The organism is Streptomyces sp. SolWspMP-5a-2 (assembly GCF_900091845.1).
Taxonomy (GTDB): Bacteria; Actinomycetota; Actinomycetes; order Streptomycetales; family Streptomycetaceae; genus Streptomyces; species Streptomyces doudnae.
This window is the reverse complement of record NZ_FMCI01000261.1, coordinates 14,298-29,758: the sequence shown is the minus strand read 5'-3', so window position 1 is coordinate 29,758 and position 15,461 is coordinate 14,298. Positions and strand designations below refer to the sequence as shown.

The 15,461-nt window shown below is 74.4% G+C and carries 14 protein-coding genes; 7 read left to right on the top strand and 7 right to left on the bottom strand.

The window, feature by feature from the left end; translation table 11 throughout:
- Nucleotides 1–205 precede the first annotated feature (205 nt).
- From GA0115242_RS26585 to GA0115242_RS26575, 3 genes are all read left to right on the top strand, one after another.
- Complete coding sequence (locus GA0115242_RS26585; protein ID WP_093832760.1) at nucleotides 206–895, top strand: hypothetical protein; 690 nt, start codon at nucleotides 206–208, stop codon at nucleotides 893–895.
- Nucleotides 896–1,026: 131 nt separating this feature from the next.
- Nucleotides 1,027–2,199 (top strand): 4-hydroxybenzoate 3-monooxygenase, encoded by a 1,173-nt coding sequence (locus GA0115242_RS26580; RefSeq protein WP_093832758.1) that lies wholly within the window; start codon nucleotides 1,027–1,029, stop codon nucleotides 2,197–2,199.
- 186 nt (nucleotides 2,200–2,385) lie between these two features.
- Nucleotides 2,386–3,276, top strand: a complete 891-nt coding sequence (locus GA0115242_RS26575) for a Bax inhibitor-1/YccA family protein (RefSeq protein WP_093832756.1) — start codon at nucleotides 2,386–2,388, stop codon at nucleotides 3,274–3,276.
- A gap of 94 nt (nucleotides 3,277–3,370) precedes the next feature.
- Here GA0115242_RS26575 and GA0115242_RS26570 read toward each other — a convergent pair whose 3' ends face one another.
- The gene (locus tag GA0115242_RS26570; protein ID WP_093832754.1) at nucleotides 3,371–3,601 is read right to left on the bottom strand and encodes a DUF4287 domain-containing protein; all 231 of its coding nucleotides are present in this window, start codon (nucleotides 3,599–3,601) and stop codon (nucleotides 3,371–3,373) included.
- Nucleotides 3,602–3,704: 103 nt separating this feature from the next.
- Here GA0115242_RS26570 and GA0115242_RS26565 point away from each other — a divergent pair, with 103 nt between their 5' ends.
- Complete coding sequence (locus GA0115242_RS26565; RefSeq protein ID WP_161353288.1) at nucleotides 3,705–4,016, top strand: hypothetical protein; 312 nt, start codon at nucleotides 3,705–3,707, stop codon at nucleotides 4,014–4,016.
- Nucleotides 4,017–4,057: 41 nt separating this feature from the next.
- Here the strand turns inward: GA0115242_RS26565 and GA0115242_RS26560 are convergent, their stop codons facing one another.
- The 3 genes from GA0115242_RS26560 to GA0115242_RS26550 form a co-directional block, all read right to left on the bottom strand.
- On the bottom strand, nucleotides 4,058–4,834 hold the full coding sequence (locus GA0115242_RS26560; protein ID WP_093832752.1) for a hypothetical protein: 777 nt from the start codon (nucleotides 4,832–4,834) through the stop codon (nucleotides 4,058–4,060).
- 286 nt (nucleotides 4,835–5,120) lie between these two features.
- The gene (locus GA0115242_RS26555; RefSeq protein ID WP_093832750.1) at nucleotides 5,121–6,341 is read right to left on the bottom strand and encodes an acetyl-CoA C-acetyltransferase; all 1,221 of its coding nucleotides are present in this window, start codon (nucleotides 6,339–6,341) and stop codon (nucleotides 5,121–5,123) included.
- Between the two features lie 129 nt (nucleotides 6,342–6,470).
- Nucleotides 6,471–7,517 (bottom strand): SGNH/GDSL hydrolase family protein, encoded by a 1,047-nt coding sequence (locus tag GA0115242_RS26550; RefSeq protein WP_176729919.1) that lies wholly within the window; start codon nucleotides 7,515–7,517, stop codon nucleotides 6,471–6,473.
- A 156-nt stretch (nucleotides 7,518–7,673) separates the two neighbouring features.
- Between GA0115242_RS26550 and GA0115242_RS26545 the strand changes: the two genes are divergently transcribed.
- Nucleotides 7,674–9,062 carry a cystathionine beta-synthase gene (locus GA0115242_RS26545; RefSeq protein ID WP_093832748.1) on the top strand — a complete coding sequence of 463 codons (1,389 nt, stop codon included), beginning with the start codon at nucleotides 7,674–7,676 and terminating at the stop codon, nucleotides 9,060–9,062.
- Between the two features lie 647 nt (nucleotides 9,063–9,709).
- Here the strand turns inward: GA0115242_RS26545 and GA0115242_RS26540 are convergent.
- From GA0115242_RS26540 to GA0115242_RS26530, 3 genes are all read right to left on the bottom strand, one after another.
- The gene (locus tag GA0115242_RS26540; protein WP_161353286.1) at nucleotides 9,710–10,156 is read right to left on the bottom strand and encodes a hypothetical protein; all 447 of its coding nucleotides are present in this window, start codon (nucleotides 10,154–10,156) and stop codon (nucleotides 9,710–9,712) included.
- Between the two features lie 32 nt (nucleotides 10,157–10,188).
- Complete coding sequence (locus GA0115242_RS26535) at nucleotides 10,189–11,790, bottom strand: SulP family inorganic anion transporter (protein ID WP_093832744.1); 1,602 nt, start codon at nucleotides 11,788–11,790, stop codon at nucleotides 10,189–10,191.
- A 248-nt stretch (nucleotides 11,791–12,038) separates the two neighbouring features.
- Nucleotides 12,039–12,710: a carbonic anhydrase gene (locus tag GA0115242_RS26530; protein ID WP_093832742.1), complete on the bottom strand. Its 672-nt coding sequence runs from the start codon at nucleotides 12,708–12,710 to the stop codon at nucleotides 12,039–12,041.
- 297 nt (nucleotides 12,711–13,007) lie between these two features.
- Between GA0115242_RS26530 and GA0115242_RS26525 the strand changes: the two genes are divergently transcribed.
- Entirely contained in the window at nucleotides 13,008–14,549 is a 1,542-nt protein-coding gene (locus tag GA0115242_RS26525; RefSeq protein WP_093832740.1) for an aromatic amino acid ammonia-lyase, read from the top strand.
- Nucleotides 14,546–15,406 (top strand): MurR/RpiR family transcriptional regulator, encoded by an 861-nt coding sequence (locus GA0115242_RS26520; protein WP_093832738.1) that lies wholly within the window; start codon nucleotides 14,546–14,548, stop codon nucleotides 15,404–15,406. The genes GA0115242_RS26525 and GA0115242_RS26520 overlap by 4 nt, the downstream gene beginning before the upstream one ends.
- Nucleotides 15,407–15,461 lie beyond the last annotated feature (55 nt).

Genomic DNA, 15,461 nt, shown 5'->3' with positions numbered 1-15,461 from the left:
GCGGGCGGGGAGGGCGCGGGACCGCGCACCGGGCGGACCGCGGAACCGCGCCCTCCACCGCACCTGCCGCCGCCGGCCAGCGCCGGTCACGGCACCAGCGCCTCCGACCCGGTCTCCACGCCCACGCGCCCCACGCGTCCTCACGCCCCGCGGGTCGCGTGCCGCGTCCCGGGATCCATCCGAACCAGCCACGAGGAGAGAACCCATGTCCAGTCACCGCAAGCCACGTTCCGGCGCCGGGCCGCTCGCGCGGCGGGCGGTCCGCGCCGGGCTGTTCGCCGCCGGTATGGCCGGTGCCGCCGCGGCCGTGCCCGCGCAGGCCGCCACCGCGATGCCGCACTCCGCCGTCGCCTCCGACCACGTCTTCAGCCACGCCGACCACCACGACCACACCGAGGTCCGGGACTCGTTCACGGTCCGCCAGCTGGGCACCGTCGACGCCGCCACCGCGCGCAACCAGGCGCAGGCCGTCTCCGCGGGCTGCTCGGCCGACGACCACTGCCGGTCCGTCGCGCTCTCCTTCCAGATCGTCACGATGGCGGGCGACAGCACGCACCTCAACGCGATCAACCTCAGCGACGCGGTGAACAAGGAGTGCACGGGCTGTCAGACACTGGCCGGGGCTTACCAGTTCGTCGTCTCCACGCCGAAGCCGTTCCTGCTGGGCAAGGACGCCAGTCACCGGCTCGACGGCATCCACCGCAGGCTGGACGCGCTGTCCCGGTCCCGGCTGCCCGCCGCCGATCTCAGGACCCGGGTCGACGCGCTGGCCGCCGAGGTGACCGGCGTCCTCGACGACGCGGTGGCGCACGCCCCGGCGGCCGCCCCCCGCTCCGGCGGCGGCAGGCCCGGCGTCACCCTGCACCGCCGTCTCGACGGGTGGCCGGGACGCTGACCGCGCGGGTCCGGCCGCCGCGACCGGCGGCCGGGCCCCGTTGACACCGCTCCGGCACCGGCGCAGACTCACGCCCGACAAGGTGGGGAAAGATTCACCAGGCGAACACTCGCGTGAGCGGGAGGAGCGGGATGCGCACCACCGTCGGCATCGTCGGGGCCGGTCCCGCCGGACTCCTCCTCGCCCGGCTGCTGCACCGCGCCGGGATCGACGCGGTCGTCCTGGAGAGCCGCGACCGCGCCTACGTCGAACAGCGGCAGCGGGCCGGGGTCCTGGAACAGGGCACGGTCGACGTGCTGCGCGCGGCGGGCGCGGGGGAGCGGATGGACCGGGAGGGCCTGCGCCACGACGGCGTCGAACTGCGCTGGGCGGGACGGCGCCACCGGATCGACCTGGCCGGTCTCACCGGCGGCAGGTCGGTCATGGTGTACGCCCAGACGGAGGTCTGCAAGGACCTCATCGCCCTCCAGCTCGCCGAGGGCGGCCCGCTGCTGTTCGAGGCGCGGGCGCTGGCCGTGGAGGACGCCGACACCGAGCGCCCCCGCGTCCGCTTCCGGCACCGGGGCGCCGAGGAGGTCCTGGAGTGCGACTACGTCGTCGGCTGCGACGGCTTCCGGGGCGTCACCCGGCGCGCGGTCCCGGCCGCGCTCGCCCAGGTCTTCGAACGGACGTACCCCTTCGGCTGGCTGGGCGTCCTCGCCGACGCGCCGCCCGCCCACGACGAACTCGTCTACGCGGGCCACGACCGCGGTTTCGCCCTGGCGTCGATGCGCTCCCCGTCCGTCTCCCGCCTCTACCTCCAGGTCCCCGCCGGGACCGACGCCGCCGCCTGGAGCGACGACGCTCTCTGGGCCGAGCTGGAACGCCGCTTCGAGACCGCCGACGGCGCCGTGCCCGCGCGCGGCCCGATCACCCAGAAGTCCGTCACCCCGATGCGCTCCTGGGTCCACGAGCCGATGCGGTACGGGCGGCTGCACCTCGCGGGTGACGCCGCTCACATCGTGCCGCCGACCGGGGCCAAAGGGCTGAACCTCGCCGTCGGAGACGTCGTCACCTTCGCGCGGGCGCTGGTCCATCGGCGGGAGACCGGATCGGACGCCCTGCTCACCTCCTACTCGCCGACCTGTCTGCGCCGGGTCTGGCAGGCCGAACGGTTCTCCGCCGACCTGACCGCCCTGCTCCACCGGGCCCCGGACGCCACGCCGTTCGAGCTCCGCCTGCAGCGGGCGCGCCGGGAGCGGATCGCGTCCTGCCGGGCCGCGGCGGCCGATCTGGCCGAGGGGTACACGGGCTTCCCGTTCTGACGGTCCGACGGCGTTCTGTCCCAGCTCTGTCATGAACGGCCCCCCTCTGGTGGCGGGAATCACTCGCCCGCGTAGCGTGTTGGCGAACACGACGAGGGAAAGATCCTCCCCAAGCAGTAGGGTCATTCCTTTGCCTACCTATTACTCTTGAGCCAAGGCCGCGCAGCGTGGCCATGGAGGAGTGAAATGAGGAGCAGAAACCCGGTCTTCTCGCGACGGGGGTTCAGCCGCGACAACGGCTACGCGGGCTTCAACGCCGCGCCGCAGGCCGGGGGACCAGCTGTCGGCACGCAGGCCAACCCGTACGCCCAGCCGGCCGGCAACCCGTACGCGCAGAACCCCTACGCGCAGCAGGACCTCCAGCAGGGGGCCCCGCCGCAGGCACCGGCCGCCGGCCGGATGACCATCGACGACGTCGTGCTGCGCACGGCGTCCACGCTGGGCACCCTGATCGTGACGGCCGCGCTCGCCTGGGCGCTGCTGCCGGTCGACGACGCCAACATCGGTCGCTCGTACGGCATCGGCATCGGCGCCGCGCTGATCGGCATGGTCCTGGCGTTCGTCCAGTCCTTCAAGCGCAAGGCGTCGCCCGCGCTGATCCTCGCGTACGCCGCGTTCGAGGGCGTCTTCCTGGGCGTCGTCTCCAGCGTCGTCGACAACCGCATCGCGAGCGGCGCGGCCATGCAGGCCGTGATCGGCACGATGGCGGTCTTCGCCGGTGTCCTCGTCGCCTACAAGGCGGGCTGGATCCGGGTCAACCGCAGGTTCTACGGCTTCGTGATGGCCGCGGCGCTCGGCTTCGTGCTGCTGATGATGGTGAACATGCTGTTCGCGGTCTTCGGCGGCGGTGACGGCCTCGGCTTCCGCAGCGGTCCGCTCGGCATCGTCTTCGGCATCGTCGGCATCCTGCTCGGCGCGTGCTTCCTCGCCCTGGACTTCAAGCAGGTCGAGGACGGCATCGCGTACGGCGCGCCGCGCGAGGAGTCGTGGCTCGCGGCCTTCGGCCTGACGCTGACGCTCGTGTGGATCTACATGGAGTTCCTGAGGCTCATCGCGATCCTCAACAGCAACGACTAGCGCTCCGCGCGCCGGTCGGCGGACTCGATCGGAAGGGCCCCGGGATCTCCCGGGGCCCTTCGTCGTGGAACGGGGCGGGAGCGGGCGCCCGCCGTCAGCGCAGGTTGCGCGCGGCCCTTCTGAGGTCGAACTCGTGCACGATCGCCTTGGCGTGGCCGTAGGAGAGGTCGTGCTCCGCGCGGAGCCAGCTGACCTTGTCCTCGAAGCGGAAGAGGCTCGGGCCCTCCTCCACGGTGCGCAGCCAGTCGGAGACCTCACGACCGGTGCAGTGCGGGATGCGGGCGAGCAGGTTGCGATGGGTCTCCTGGGAGAAGACGTGGGACATCGGCGCCTCCGGACGCAAAGGGGATGTGGCCGGTCCTTCAGGTCACCGTGCCTGAGCGTCGGCGTGTTGGCAACACTCGGGCCGTGGCGCGTAGTCTCGCGCTGTGGTTGATACGACGCCTCTGACCCGTGCGGTGGAGCACTTCGCCGATCGTCTGCGGGCCGCTCCGCAGTCCCGACTCCAGCGGGGTGCCGCCGGTGAGGCGCTGGGGCTCGCCCGGGAGCTGGCCCGGTGGGCCCAGGAGGTGGAGTCGCCGGGGAGCGAGCCGCGCGAGATGCCGGACGCGGGGATGTTCGCCGCGGCCGACCAGATCACCGTCGCCGGGAACGACCTCGCGCTGCTGCTGACCGACGCGGGCCAGGTGGAGGACGCGGTGCGGGTGGTCCTCGCGGCGCAGGGACGCGCGGGCGTCTGAGGGCGGAACGGCGGGTGCCCGCCCCGTGGGGCGGGCGGGGGCTACAGGGACGCTATGACGCGGTCCGCCAGGATGTACACGTTCTCCTCGCCGCAGGCGAAGGTCAGCGTGTAGGCGCCGGAGATGCCCGAGCCGCCCAGCAGGTACGGGGTCTCGCCCTCGGTCAGGGCCGCGGCCAGCCGTTCGGCGGTCTCGCGGTGGCCCGGGGTCATGCAGAGGGTGGTGCCGTCCGCGAAGACGTAGACGTCCAGGGTGCCCAGCGGACCCGGGCGGACGTCGGCCAGTTCGACCCGGCCGTCGGCCAGCGACTCCAGCGTGGTGACGGTGCGCTCGTGGTCGTTCACCACCGGCGACTGCACCGGCACGAAGTCCGGGTGCGAGGGGTGGCGGCGGCGGGCGGCGGCCAGTTCGGGGGAGTCGCCGGGGAACTCCTCGGCGTCCACACCGAATTCGGTCACCGGCTCCAGGCCGACGAAGTCCGACTGGCGGGGCAGGAACAGCTCACTGTCCGGCAGACCCAGCAGCGACGGCGCGTCGGAGGCGTCGCGCGCCTCCTGCGCGGCCCAGAAGGCCCGCGCCTCGGCGAGTTCACGCTCGCGCTCCTCGGCGAGCGCCTCGGCGACGGCGCTGCGTATCTGCTCCGTCTCGGCGGCGGGCCGGGCCGCGGGCACGAGACCGTGCGGCGCGTCCCTCTCGGCGAGCTGGGTGTGCAGGACCGCGACCTCCCTGCGCAGCACCATGAGGGTGCGCAGGACGGCGACGCCCACGGCGCCGGTGGCGGCCGTGGTGAGCAGCAAGGCGATCGGCATGGCGCTCACTGACGTACTCCCGGTTCAAAGTCGACCCCCGACTTCCTACATCAGCTTGAAGGGTGGACTAACCAGCTGTCAGTGCGTAACGTCACGAAACGGACAGGACTTTGGGCCTGATCTCGGCCACCGTATCGACTCTGACCTGCGTAAATCACTCCCCCGAGGGAGATAGGTCACATCCTGGGTGAGATTGGATCACGGAACGGCCCGGAGGCCGGGTCTCCCCCGGACTCCGGGCCAAAGGCTCACCTGATGTCGGCCGCCGGTGACGCAGCGAGAGCGCGGCCGGGGGTCAGCTGAGGCGCTCGATCACCATGGCCATGCCCTGGCCGCCGCCGACGCACATCGTCTCCAGGCCGAACTGCTTGTCGTGGAACTGGAGGGAGTTGATGAGGGTGCCGGTGATCCGGGCGCCGGTCATGCCGAAGGGGTGGCCGACGGCGATGGCGCCGCCGTTCACGTTCAGCCGGTCCAGGTCGATGCCGAGTTCGCGGTAGGAGGGGATCACCTGCGCGGCGAACGCCTCGTTGATCTCGACCAGGTCGATGTCGCCGATGGTCAGACCGGCCCGCCGCAGCGCCTGGTTGCTCGCCTCGACCGGGCCCAGGCCCATGATCTCGGGGGAGAGTCCGGAGACGCCGGTGGAGACGATCCGGGCCAGCGGGGTCAGGCCCAGCTCGGCCGCCTTGGTGTCGGACATGACGACGACGGCCGCGGCGCCGTCGTTGAGCGGACAGCAGTTGCCCGCCGTCACCAGTCCGTCGGGGCGGAAGACCGGCTTCAGGCCCTCGACGCCCTCCAGGGTGACGCCCGCGCGGGGGCCGTCGTCCTTGCTGACGACCGTGCCGTCGGGCAGCGTCACCGGGGTGATCTCGCGCTCCCAGAAGCCGTTCTTGATGGCCTGCTCGGCGAGGTTCTGCGAGCGGACGCCGAACTCGTCCATGTCCCGGCGGGTGATCCCCCGCGAGCGGGCGAGGTTCTCCGCGGTCTGGCCCATCGCGATGTACGCGTCCGGCACCAGACCGTCCTCGCGGGGGTCGTGCCAGTCGGTGCCCTCCTGCTGGGCGACCTCGGCGGTGCGCGCCTCGGCCTCGGCGAAGAACGGGTTGTGGGTGTCGGGGAGGCTGTCGGAGTTGCCCTTGGCGAAGCGGGAGACCATCTCGACGCCCGCCGAGACGAAGACGTCGCCCTCGCCCGCCTTGATCGCGTGCAGGGCCATCCGGCTGGTCTGCAGGGACGAGGAGCAGTAGCGGGTGATCGTGCAGCCCGGCAGGTGGTCCATGCCCATCTGGACGGCGACGATCCGGCCGAGGTTGTTGCCCTGCTCGCCGCCGGGCAGGCCGCAGCCGAGCATGAGGTCGTCGATGTCCCGGGGGTCGAGGCCGGGGACCTTGGCGAGGGCGGCCTGGACGATGGTCGCGGTGAGGTCGTCGGGGCGCAGCTCCTTGAGGGAGCCCTTGAAGGCGCGGCCGATGGGGGAGCGGGCGGTCGAGACGATCACGGCTTCGGGCATCACGGCTCCAGACGGACGGGTGGCGCGGAGCGCCTCGGCGGGGAGAACGGCGGGCACGGACGCTTGGGAAGTTACCCGTCCGTACCCGCCGGGTCACCGTCGGCGTGATGTGACACTGGCCGCAATTTTCTAAGCGCTTGCTTGGTCGCTCGCGGGGGTCTGCGCCGACGGCTCGGGCTCCGGCTCGCGCACCCGCCGCCGCCTGCGCCGCTTCAGCAGGGCCCAGGGGCCGCGCGGCCCGGCCGGTACCGCCGCCGCCACCTCGGTGCCCGGCTCGGACGCGGCCTCCGCGGCGGCCCGCGCCACCGGCAGGAAGCCCTCGCGGCGGGCGATCTCCGGACGGTCCTCCTCGGCGGGCCAGAGGCCGAGCGCCGCGCAGAGCGTCGGCAGCACGGCCATCGCCGCGGTCGCGTACCCCTCGGCGGAGGGGTGGTAGTTGTCCGGCCCGAACAGCTCGCGCGGGTTGGCCGCGAACTCCGGGCCGAGCAGGTCGCCCAGCGACACCGTGCGGCCGCCCTGCTCGACCGTGCCGATCGTCTGCGCCGCCGCGAGCTGCCGGGACGCCCGGCGCGCGAGCCAGCGCAGCGGCTGCTGGACCGGCTCGATGGTGCCCAGGTCCGGACAGGTGCCGACGACCACCTCCGCGCCCGCCGTGCGCAGCCGCCGTACCGCCCCCGACAGGTGCCGGACCGAGCGGGTGGCCGGCAGGTGGTGGGTGACGTCGTTGGCGCCGATCATGATCACGCAGATGTCCGGCACCCGGGAGGAGTCCGCGAGGACCAGCGCCACCTGGCGGTCCAGATCGTCCGAGGTGGCCCCGGGCAGCGCCACGTTGTGCAGCTCCACCGGCCGCTCCGCGACCGCCGCGAGACCCGACGCGAGCAGCGCGCCCGGTGTCTGCCCCGCCCGGTGGACGCCCTGGCCCGCGGCCGTGGAGTCGCCGAGCACCGTCAGCCGCAGCGGCGGCTCACCGGGGGAGTCGTACGTGTGCCCGTAGCGGCCGTCGGCCACCGGGACCCGGCCGCCGGAGCCGTGACCCACCTGGCGCTTGGCCATCCGCAGCTCGGCCAGCACCACCCCGACCGCCGCCGCACCGGCCAGCCCGATCCCGCCGCCGCCGTACGCCGCCCCGGCCGCGATCCGCCGGGCCACCCGCGCCCTCGACATGCTGGTCATCCGTCGCCGTCACCTCCTCGTCCCGTACATCCACTCCTTGCCCCGTACCGGCCGTCGCCCAATCCCCACGGGGAGTGAACAGCGGTCCGTCACCCGTGCGGGCCGTAGGCTGGCCGGACCACCCAGACCTTTCTTTTGCGGCATCCGGAGACAACGGTGCAATTCCACGACTCGATGATCAGCCTCGTCGGCAACACCCCGCTGCTGAGGCTCAACAACGTGACCCAGGGCATCCAGGCGACCGTCCTGGCCAAGGTCGAGTACTTCAACCCGGGCGGCTCCGTGAAGGACCGCATCGCCCTGCGCATGATCGAGGCCGCGGAGCAGAGCGGCGAACTGCGGCCCGGCGGCACGATCGTGGAGCCGACCAGCGGGAACACCGGTGTCGGGCTCGCCATCGTGGCCCAGCAGAAGGGGTACAAGTGCATCTTCGTGTGCCCCGACAAGGTGAGCACCGACAAGATCAACGTGCTGCGCGCCTACGGCGCCGAGGTCGTCGTCTGCCCCACCGCCGTCGACCCCGAGCACCCGGACTCCTACTACAACGTCTCCGACCGGCTGGTCCGCGAGACGCCCGGGGCGTGGAAGCCGGACCAGTACTCCAACCCGAACAACCCGCTCTCCCACTACCACTCCACCGGCCCCGAGCTGTGGGAGCAGACGGAGGGGCGGATCACCCACTTCGTGGCGGGCGTGGGCACCGGCGGCACCATCTCCGGCACCGGCCGCTACCTGAGGGACGCCAGTGACGGCCGGGTCCAGGTCATCGGCGCCGACCCGGAGGGCTCCGTCTACTCCGGCGGCTCCGGGCGCCCCTACCTGGTGGAGGGCGTCGGCGAGGACTTCTGGCCGACCGCCTACGACCGCACGGTCGCCGACGAGATCGTGCCGGTCTCCGACAAGGACTCCTTCCAGATGACCCGGCGGCTGGCCAAGGAGGAGGGCCTGCTGGTGGGCGGCTCCTGCGGGATGGCCGTCGTCGCCGCGCTGCGGGTCGCCGAGCGGCTCGGCCCGGACGACGTCGTCGTCGTCCTGCTGCCGGACAGCGGGCGCGGCTACCTCAGCAAGATCTTCAACGACGAGTGGATGGCCGACTACGGCTTCCTGGAGGACAGCGGCCCCAGCGCCCGCGTCGCCGACGTCCTGCGCGACAAGGCGCACGGCGCCATCCCGTCCCTCGTCCACATGCACCCGGAGGAGACCGTCGGCGACGCCATCGAGGTGCTGCGCGAGTACGGCGTCTCCCAGATGCCGGTCGTGAAGCCGGGCGCCGGGCACCCGGACGTGATGGCCGCCGAGGTCGTCGGCTCGGTCGTGGAACGGGAGCTGCTGGACGCGCTGTTCAGCCAGCGGGCGTCCCTCGACGACCCGCTGGAGAAGCACATGTCGGCCCCGCTGCCGCAGGTCGGCTCCGGCGAGCCGGTCGGCGACCTGATGTCGGTGCTCGGCGCGGCGGACGCGGCGATCGTCCTCGTCGAGGGCAAGCCGACCGGCGTGGTCTCCCGGCAGGACCTGCTGGCGTTCCTCGCCAAGGGCGGCAACTAGTGCCCTGACCGGTCAGGTTCACCGGCTCGCACCCGTCCGGCCGCTCCCGTCCGAGGCGGCGGCCGCCCCGGACGAACTGCCGGGCGGAAGCGGCGTCCTGGGCGTCCCGGGCCCGGCGGAAGCGGCGGCCTGGGGTGTGACCGGGCGGGAAACCCGCGGTGAACCCGCAGGTCCGGCGTCCGGCCCGCGGTGCCGCGCCCGCGGGCCGGACTTCGCGGAAGTGGTACGAGGGTGTCACGTCCACGCAGCACCGGCTTAACACGAGTCCGGCAGATTGATGGGTGTCGGCAGGGCGGGAGCGGCTCCCCGCCCCGGCCGGCGCCGAACGGCGCCAAGGACCTCCGGAGCGGCTCCCGGACCTCCATGGACGCCAAGGACGTGTGGTCAGGCCCTGACCCGGCCCGCGTCCCCCGCGGGGACCGCCGTCGTCCCGCCCCCCGTTCACGGGGGTGCGGCGGTCCCCGCGCACAGCTCCGCCCCGGCCCTCACGAGGGCCGGGGCGTTCTTCTCGCACTCCCGCAGAGGCCGGGTCCCCCCGCCGGACGCGGGCCGGGGGTCCGCCGGGGCGACCCCGCAGAGGCCGGGCCCCCGCCGGACGCGGCCGGGTGTCCGCCGGGCGGTGGCGCGGTCCCGGTGGTGACGCGCGGTCAGTCCTTCCAGGCGTCGGCCTTCGCGCCCCGCTCCCGGCTCTCCCGGGCCCGGCGGGCGGAGCCGAACAGGTCCGGGTTGCCGCGCAGCGCCTGGAACACGTTCACGCCCACGATGCCCGCCCAGGTCACCAGCAGACCGGAGAGCCCGGCGAACCCGCCGCCGATCGCGGACAGCGGGATCGCCAGCACCAGCGAGACGATCGCGAAGCCGAACCGCTCGCCCCAGGAGTCCGTCGGCCGCGGGTCGCGCGCCCCGCGGGCCGTCACCATCTGCTGCTCGGCGAGCTGCCTGCGCACCCGGCGCTCCACCGCCCCGTCGATGCGCTGGTCGACCTTCTCCAGGAACGAGTCGACCAGCGCGGACTCGTACTCCTCACCCAGCTCCCTGCGCGCCTGGAGCGTGGCGTTCAGTTCCTTCTTCAGCTCGGCGTCCCGTGTGTCCATCCCCGACTCCCATCCCGTCATGGGCTCCCACGTTAGGGAGCCGGGACGCCCGCCGCACTGGGGACAACCCCCCTCTCCCGGGTGGGGGCGGCATCCGCCGGGAGCACCCCGAGCGACTCCAGGATGCGGCGGTGGCACGGGGCGACGTCGCTGATCCGCACCGCGATGCCCCGCCCGCGCAGCTCGTCCACCGCCTCCTTCAGCGCGAGGGCGCCCGTCGCGTCCACCGCCGTCAGACCCGACAGCCGCAGGTCCACCGCCGCGACCCCGTCCACCCGCGCGAGCCCCGCCCGGAAGCGGTGCGCGGCGGCGAACAGCAGCGGGCCGTCGAAGCGGTAGGTCACGGTGGCCGAACCGGCGCCGGGCAGCTCGTCCGAGGCGGCCGGGGTGAAGCGGGTGCCGCGCACCGCCGCGCGCAGCGCCAGCAGCACCGAGACCGCGAGCCCCACCAGCACCGCCCGCACCAGGTCGAGGGCGAGGGTGGCCGCCGCGGTGAGCACGAGGACCAGGGCGTCCCCGCGGGTCGCCCGCGCCATCGCCCGCACCGCGTCCGAGTCGACCATCCGCACCGCCGTCGCCAGCAGCACCCCCGCCAGGGCGGCCAGCGGCACCCGGGCCACCAGCGGCGCGGCGACGGTCGCGATCCCGGCCAGCAGCACCGCCTGCGCGAGGGCGGCCAGCCGGGAGACGGCACCGGTGCGCACGTTGACCGCGGTGCGCGCGATCGCGCCGGTCGCCGGGAGCCCGCCGAAGAGCGGGGCCGCGAGGTTCGCGACGCCCTGCCCGAAGAGTTCCCTCGACGGGTCGTGCCGCTCGCCGGGGCGCATGGCGTCGGCGACCGACGCGGACAGCAGCGCCTCCAGCGCGACGAGGGCGGCGACCGCGGCGGCGGGCGCCAGCAGCGACGGCACCCGCGCGACGTCGAGGAAGGCCACCGAGGGCGCGGGCAGGGCCGGGGGGAGCGCGCCGAGCCGGGCCACCGGCAGCCGCAGCGCCTCGGCGGCCAGCGTCGCGGCGGCGACCGCGGCCAGCGCGAACGGCGCGGTGGGACGGCGGCGGGCACCGGCCAGGGTCAGGGCTGCGCAGCCCGCCGCCAGCAGCGCCGCGGGCCAATGCGGGACGGCCCCGAACTCCCCGGCGGCCCGCGCGGCGACCAGCGCGACCTGCTCGCCGGGCGGCAGCGGGACGCCCAGCGCGTTCGGGACCTGCTGGAGGGCGATCACCCCGGCGATGCCGAGGGTGAAACCGGCGATCACCGGCGCGGGCACGTACGCCATGGCGGCCCCGGCCCGCGCGAACGCCAGGACCAGCAGGAACAGACCGGAGATGAGGCCGACGGTGAGGACGCCCGCGGTGCCGTGGCGGTGCACGACCGGCACCAGGACCACCGCCATGGCCCCGGTCGGCGCGCTGACCTGCCGGGCGCTGCCCCCGCAGAGCGCGGCGAGCGTCCCGGCGACGATCGCCCCGGCCAGCCCCGCGGCGGCCCCGAGCCCCGAACTGACCCCGAACCCGAGGGCGAGCGGCAGCGCGACGACGGCGACGGTCAGCCCGCAGAGCAGGTCGCGCCCCGGGTCACGGGTCATGGAACGCAGGTCGGCGGGGGAGGGCAGGACGGAGAGGACGCGGTTCATGGGTCCCTCGGAGATGGGTGGGGGAGGGGGCGACCCCGTGCGGGAGGGGGCGCGGGGTGCGGGGTGCGGGGGTTCCGGACGCGGGGTGCGGGCCCGGGTCGTCGGCCAGGGCGGCGGCCCGGAGAGGTCGCAAGGGGGTCGGCCCGGAGAGTCGGCCCGGGGGTCTGCACGGGATGTGGGCCCGGGGGGCCCGGGGTCAATCTCTGGCGTCGGTCCCTGGTGTCGGCCTCGCGGGACGGGTCCCTGCGTCAGGGGAGGAGGGAGACCAGGCCCGTGTCGAGGTCGAAGCGGGCCGCCGCGACGTGGGCCGCAACGAAGGCCGGGTCGGCGCGGATGGCGTCACGGACCCAGCGGGTGTGGGCCGTCATGGTGTGCTCGGCCCAGTCGCCCGGCAGGCCCCGGGTGCGGCGGGCGGCCGGGGCGATCTCCTCCACCAGCAGCTCCAGATGGCCGGGGACCGGCACCCCGTCGTCCAGGTGTTCGAGCGTCGCCGCCACCGCCCCGCACCGCTCGTGCCCGAGGACCAGCACCAGCGGCACCCGCAGCACCTCGACGCCGTACTGGACGGAGGCGAGGACCGCCTCGTCCAGCACCTGGCCCGCCGTCCTTATGCACAGCAGGTCGCCGAGGCCCTGGTCGAAGACCAGCTCGGGCGGGACCCGGGAGTCGACGCAGCCGACCACCACGGCGAACGGGTGCTGCCCGGCGGCGAGCGTCCGGCGGCGCCCCCCGTTCTCGTGCGGGTGCAGCGGACGGCCGCTGGCGTAGCGGTGGTTGCCCGCGAGCAGTTCGTCGAGGGCGGCGCGGGGGGACGGTGGGCGGGGTCCGCCGTCCGTCCCGGTGGGCACCGCCTGAGCGGGGGCGACGGTCAGCGCGCCGACGGCGGTGGCTGTCAGGAAGGCCCTGCGGTTCGAGGCCATGACGCATCCTCAAGGAGTTGTGCCAATGAGCGCACCCTCACGTTAAGCACATGTGTCATCACTCTGCGTACCCGTTTAACGACCCTTGGTGGTTTCCTCGGCAGATCATCGCCGCGCCGATACCGCTTCTTGATCGGGGCGAGGTGTGGCGGTCCGGGCGGGCCGCGCGCCGCACGTCCGCCCGGGGGGTCGGACCGGAGGAACGGGGCGCCCGCCCCTCTTGCTCGGCTGCATAGCGTCATGCAGAGTTCTCCCTACCTGAATAACTCGGCCACGGGGTGAGGGGAGCCTGACGCCATGGGATCTCGCGTCGCGGAGGTGCCCGCCAGGACACCGGCCGCCCCGGCCCCCGGACACACCGGGCTCGTGGTCCTCGACGGGATCGGGCTCCAGGTCGCCGACGTGGTGCGGCTCGCCGACGGCGCCGCCCGGCCGGTGCCGGGCACCGACGCGCTCAGGCGGGTCACCGAGTCCTGGGACGCCGCCCGGCGGATCGCCGCGACCGGCCGGGTCTACGGCCGCTCCACCGGAGTCGGCGCCAACCGCAACGAGGACGTTCCCACCGACACCGCCGCCGAACACGGACTGCGCCTGCTGCGCAGCCACGCCGGGGCGATCGGCGACGAACTGCCCGCCCGCGAGGTCCGCGCGATGCTCGCGGTCCGCGCCAACCAGCTCCTGGCCGGGGGCGCGGGACTGCGCCCCACCGTCGTCACCGCCCTGTGCGAGGCGCTGGAGACCGGCGCCCACCCGGTCGTCAACGAGTTCGGCTCGGTCGGTACCGGCGACATCGCCGCGCTCGCCCAGGCGGGACTCGCGCTGGCCGGGGAGCACCCGTGGCGCGGCGGCCGTCCGGGGGCCGGGGCGCCCGCCGCCCAGCCGCTCGACAACAACGACGCGCTCGCCTTCATCAGCAGCAACGCCCTCACCCTCGGACAGGCCGCGCTCGCCCTGCACGAACTGCGCGCCCTCGTCGAGGCCACCCAGGTCGTCGCCGCGCTCTCGCTGCTCGCCGTCGACGGCTCGCACGAGGCGTACGCCGTCCCGGTGCACGCCGCCCGCCCGCACCGCGGCTCCGGCGAGGTCGCCCGCCGGATGCGGGAGCTGATCGGCGCCGCCGACCGGCCCACCCCGCCCCTCGGCCGGATCCAGGACCCGTACGGCTTCCGCTGCCTGCCCCAGATACACGGCCCCGCGCACGACGCCGCCGACGCCCTCGACGAGATCCTCACCATCGAGATCAACGCCGCCGCCGAGAACCCCCTGATCTCCCCGGCCGACCTCGCCGCCTACCACCACGGCGGCTTCTACCAGGCCCAGCTCGCCCTCGCCCTCGACCACTTCAGGCTCTCCCTGACCCAGGTCGCGCGGCTCTCCACGTCCCGTCTCTCCACCCTCAACGAGCCCGCCTACACCCGGCTGCGCCCCTTCCTCGCCGACGCCGAGCCCGCCTCGTCCGGCGTGATGATCCTGGAGTACGCGGCCGGTGCCGCCCTCGGCGACCTGCGCGCCTTCTCCGCGCCCGCCTCCCTCGGCCACGCTGTACTCTCCCGGGGCGTCGAGGAACAGGCCAGCTTCGCCTCGCTCGCCGCCCGCCAGACGCTCCGGGCCTGCCGCGCGTACCGTCTCGTGGTCGGCTGCGAACTCGTCGCCGCCGTACGGGCCCTGCGCCAGCGGGGCCTGGGCGCCGACCCGGAGCTGCCGGTGGGCCGGGCGCTGGCGCTCGCCGAGCCGGTGCTCGACGCGGACCAGGCCGACCGGCCGCTCACGGACGACGTGACGGCCGCGGCCGCACTGCTCGACGAGTTCACGGACATCTGGAGGGGGAGCGGGACATGAGCGCGGAGAGGGACCCGGGCACGCACGACAGCCCGGCCGCACGGCTGCAGGCGCTGTTCGAGGGGCACCGGCTCACCCCCACCCAGCGGCGCATCGCCCACAGCATGGTGCGCAGGGCCGCCGACGTCCCGTTCCTGTCCAGCGTGGAGCTGGCCGAACTCGCCGGGGTCAGCCAGCCGTCCGTCACCCGCTTCGCCGTCGCCCTCGGCTTCGACGGCTATCCGGCGCTGCGCAGGCACCTGCGCGAGGTCGCGCCCGCCGGGCAGAGCGCCGACGCCGGCACCCTCAACGAGTACCAGCAGGCCGTCGAGGCCGAGATCGAGAACCTCAGACACCTCGCCGAACTCCTCGCCGACCCGCGCCCGTTGCAGCGCGCGGGCCGCCTCCTGGCCGCCTCGCGCCCGCTGCCGGTGCTCGGCCTGCGCGCCGCCGCCTCCCAGGCGTACGGCTTCGCCTACTTCGCCGCCAAGGTCCACCCGGACGTCCGGCTGCTGCACGAGGGCGGCACGATGATCCAGGACCGGATCGAGGCCGCCGTCCTGGCCGGGGCCACCGCCCTGCTCTGCTTCGCGCTGCCCCGGCATCCGCGCGAGGTCGTCGAGACGCTCGCCTTCGCCAAGGAGGCCGGGCTGACCGTCGTCACCGTCGCCGACTCGGCCTTCGCGCCCGTCGCCAAGGTCTCCGACCTGCTGCTGCCCGCCGCCGTCGGCACCGGCCTCGCCTTCGACACCGCCTGCGCCCCGATGCTGCTGGGCCGGGTGCTCCTGGAGGCGATGTGCGACGACCTGCCGCACGCGCAGGCCCGCCTGGAGCAGTTCGACGCCCGCGCGGCGGCCCGCGGCCTCTTCGTGGAGTGACCCCGGCCGGCCCGGACGGGTGGGGGCGCGGCGGTTTTCAGGCTCGTCTCACAAT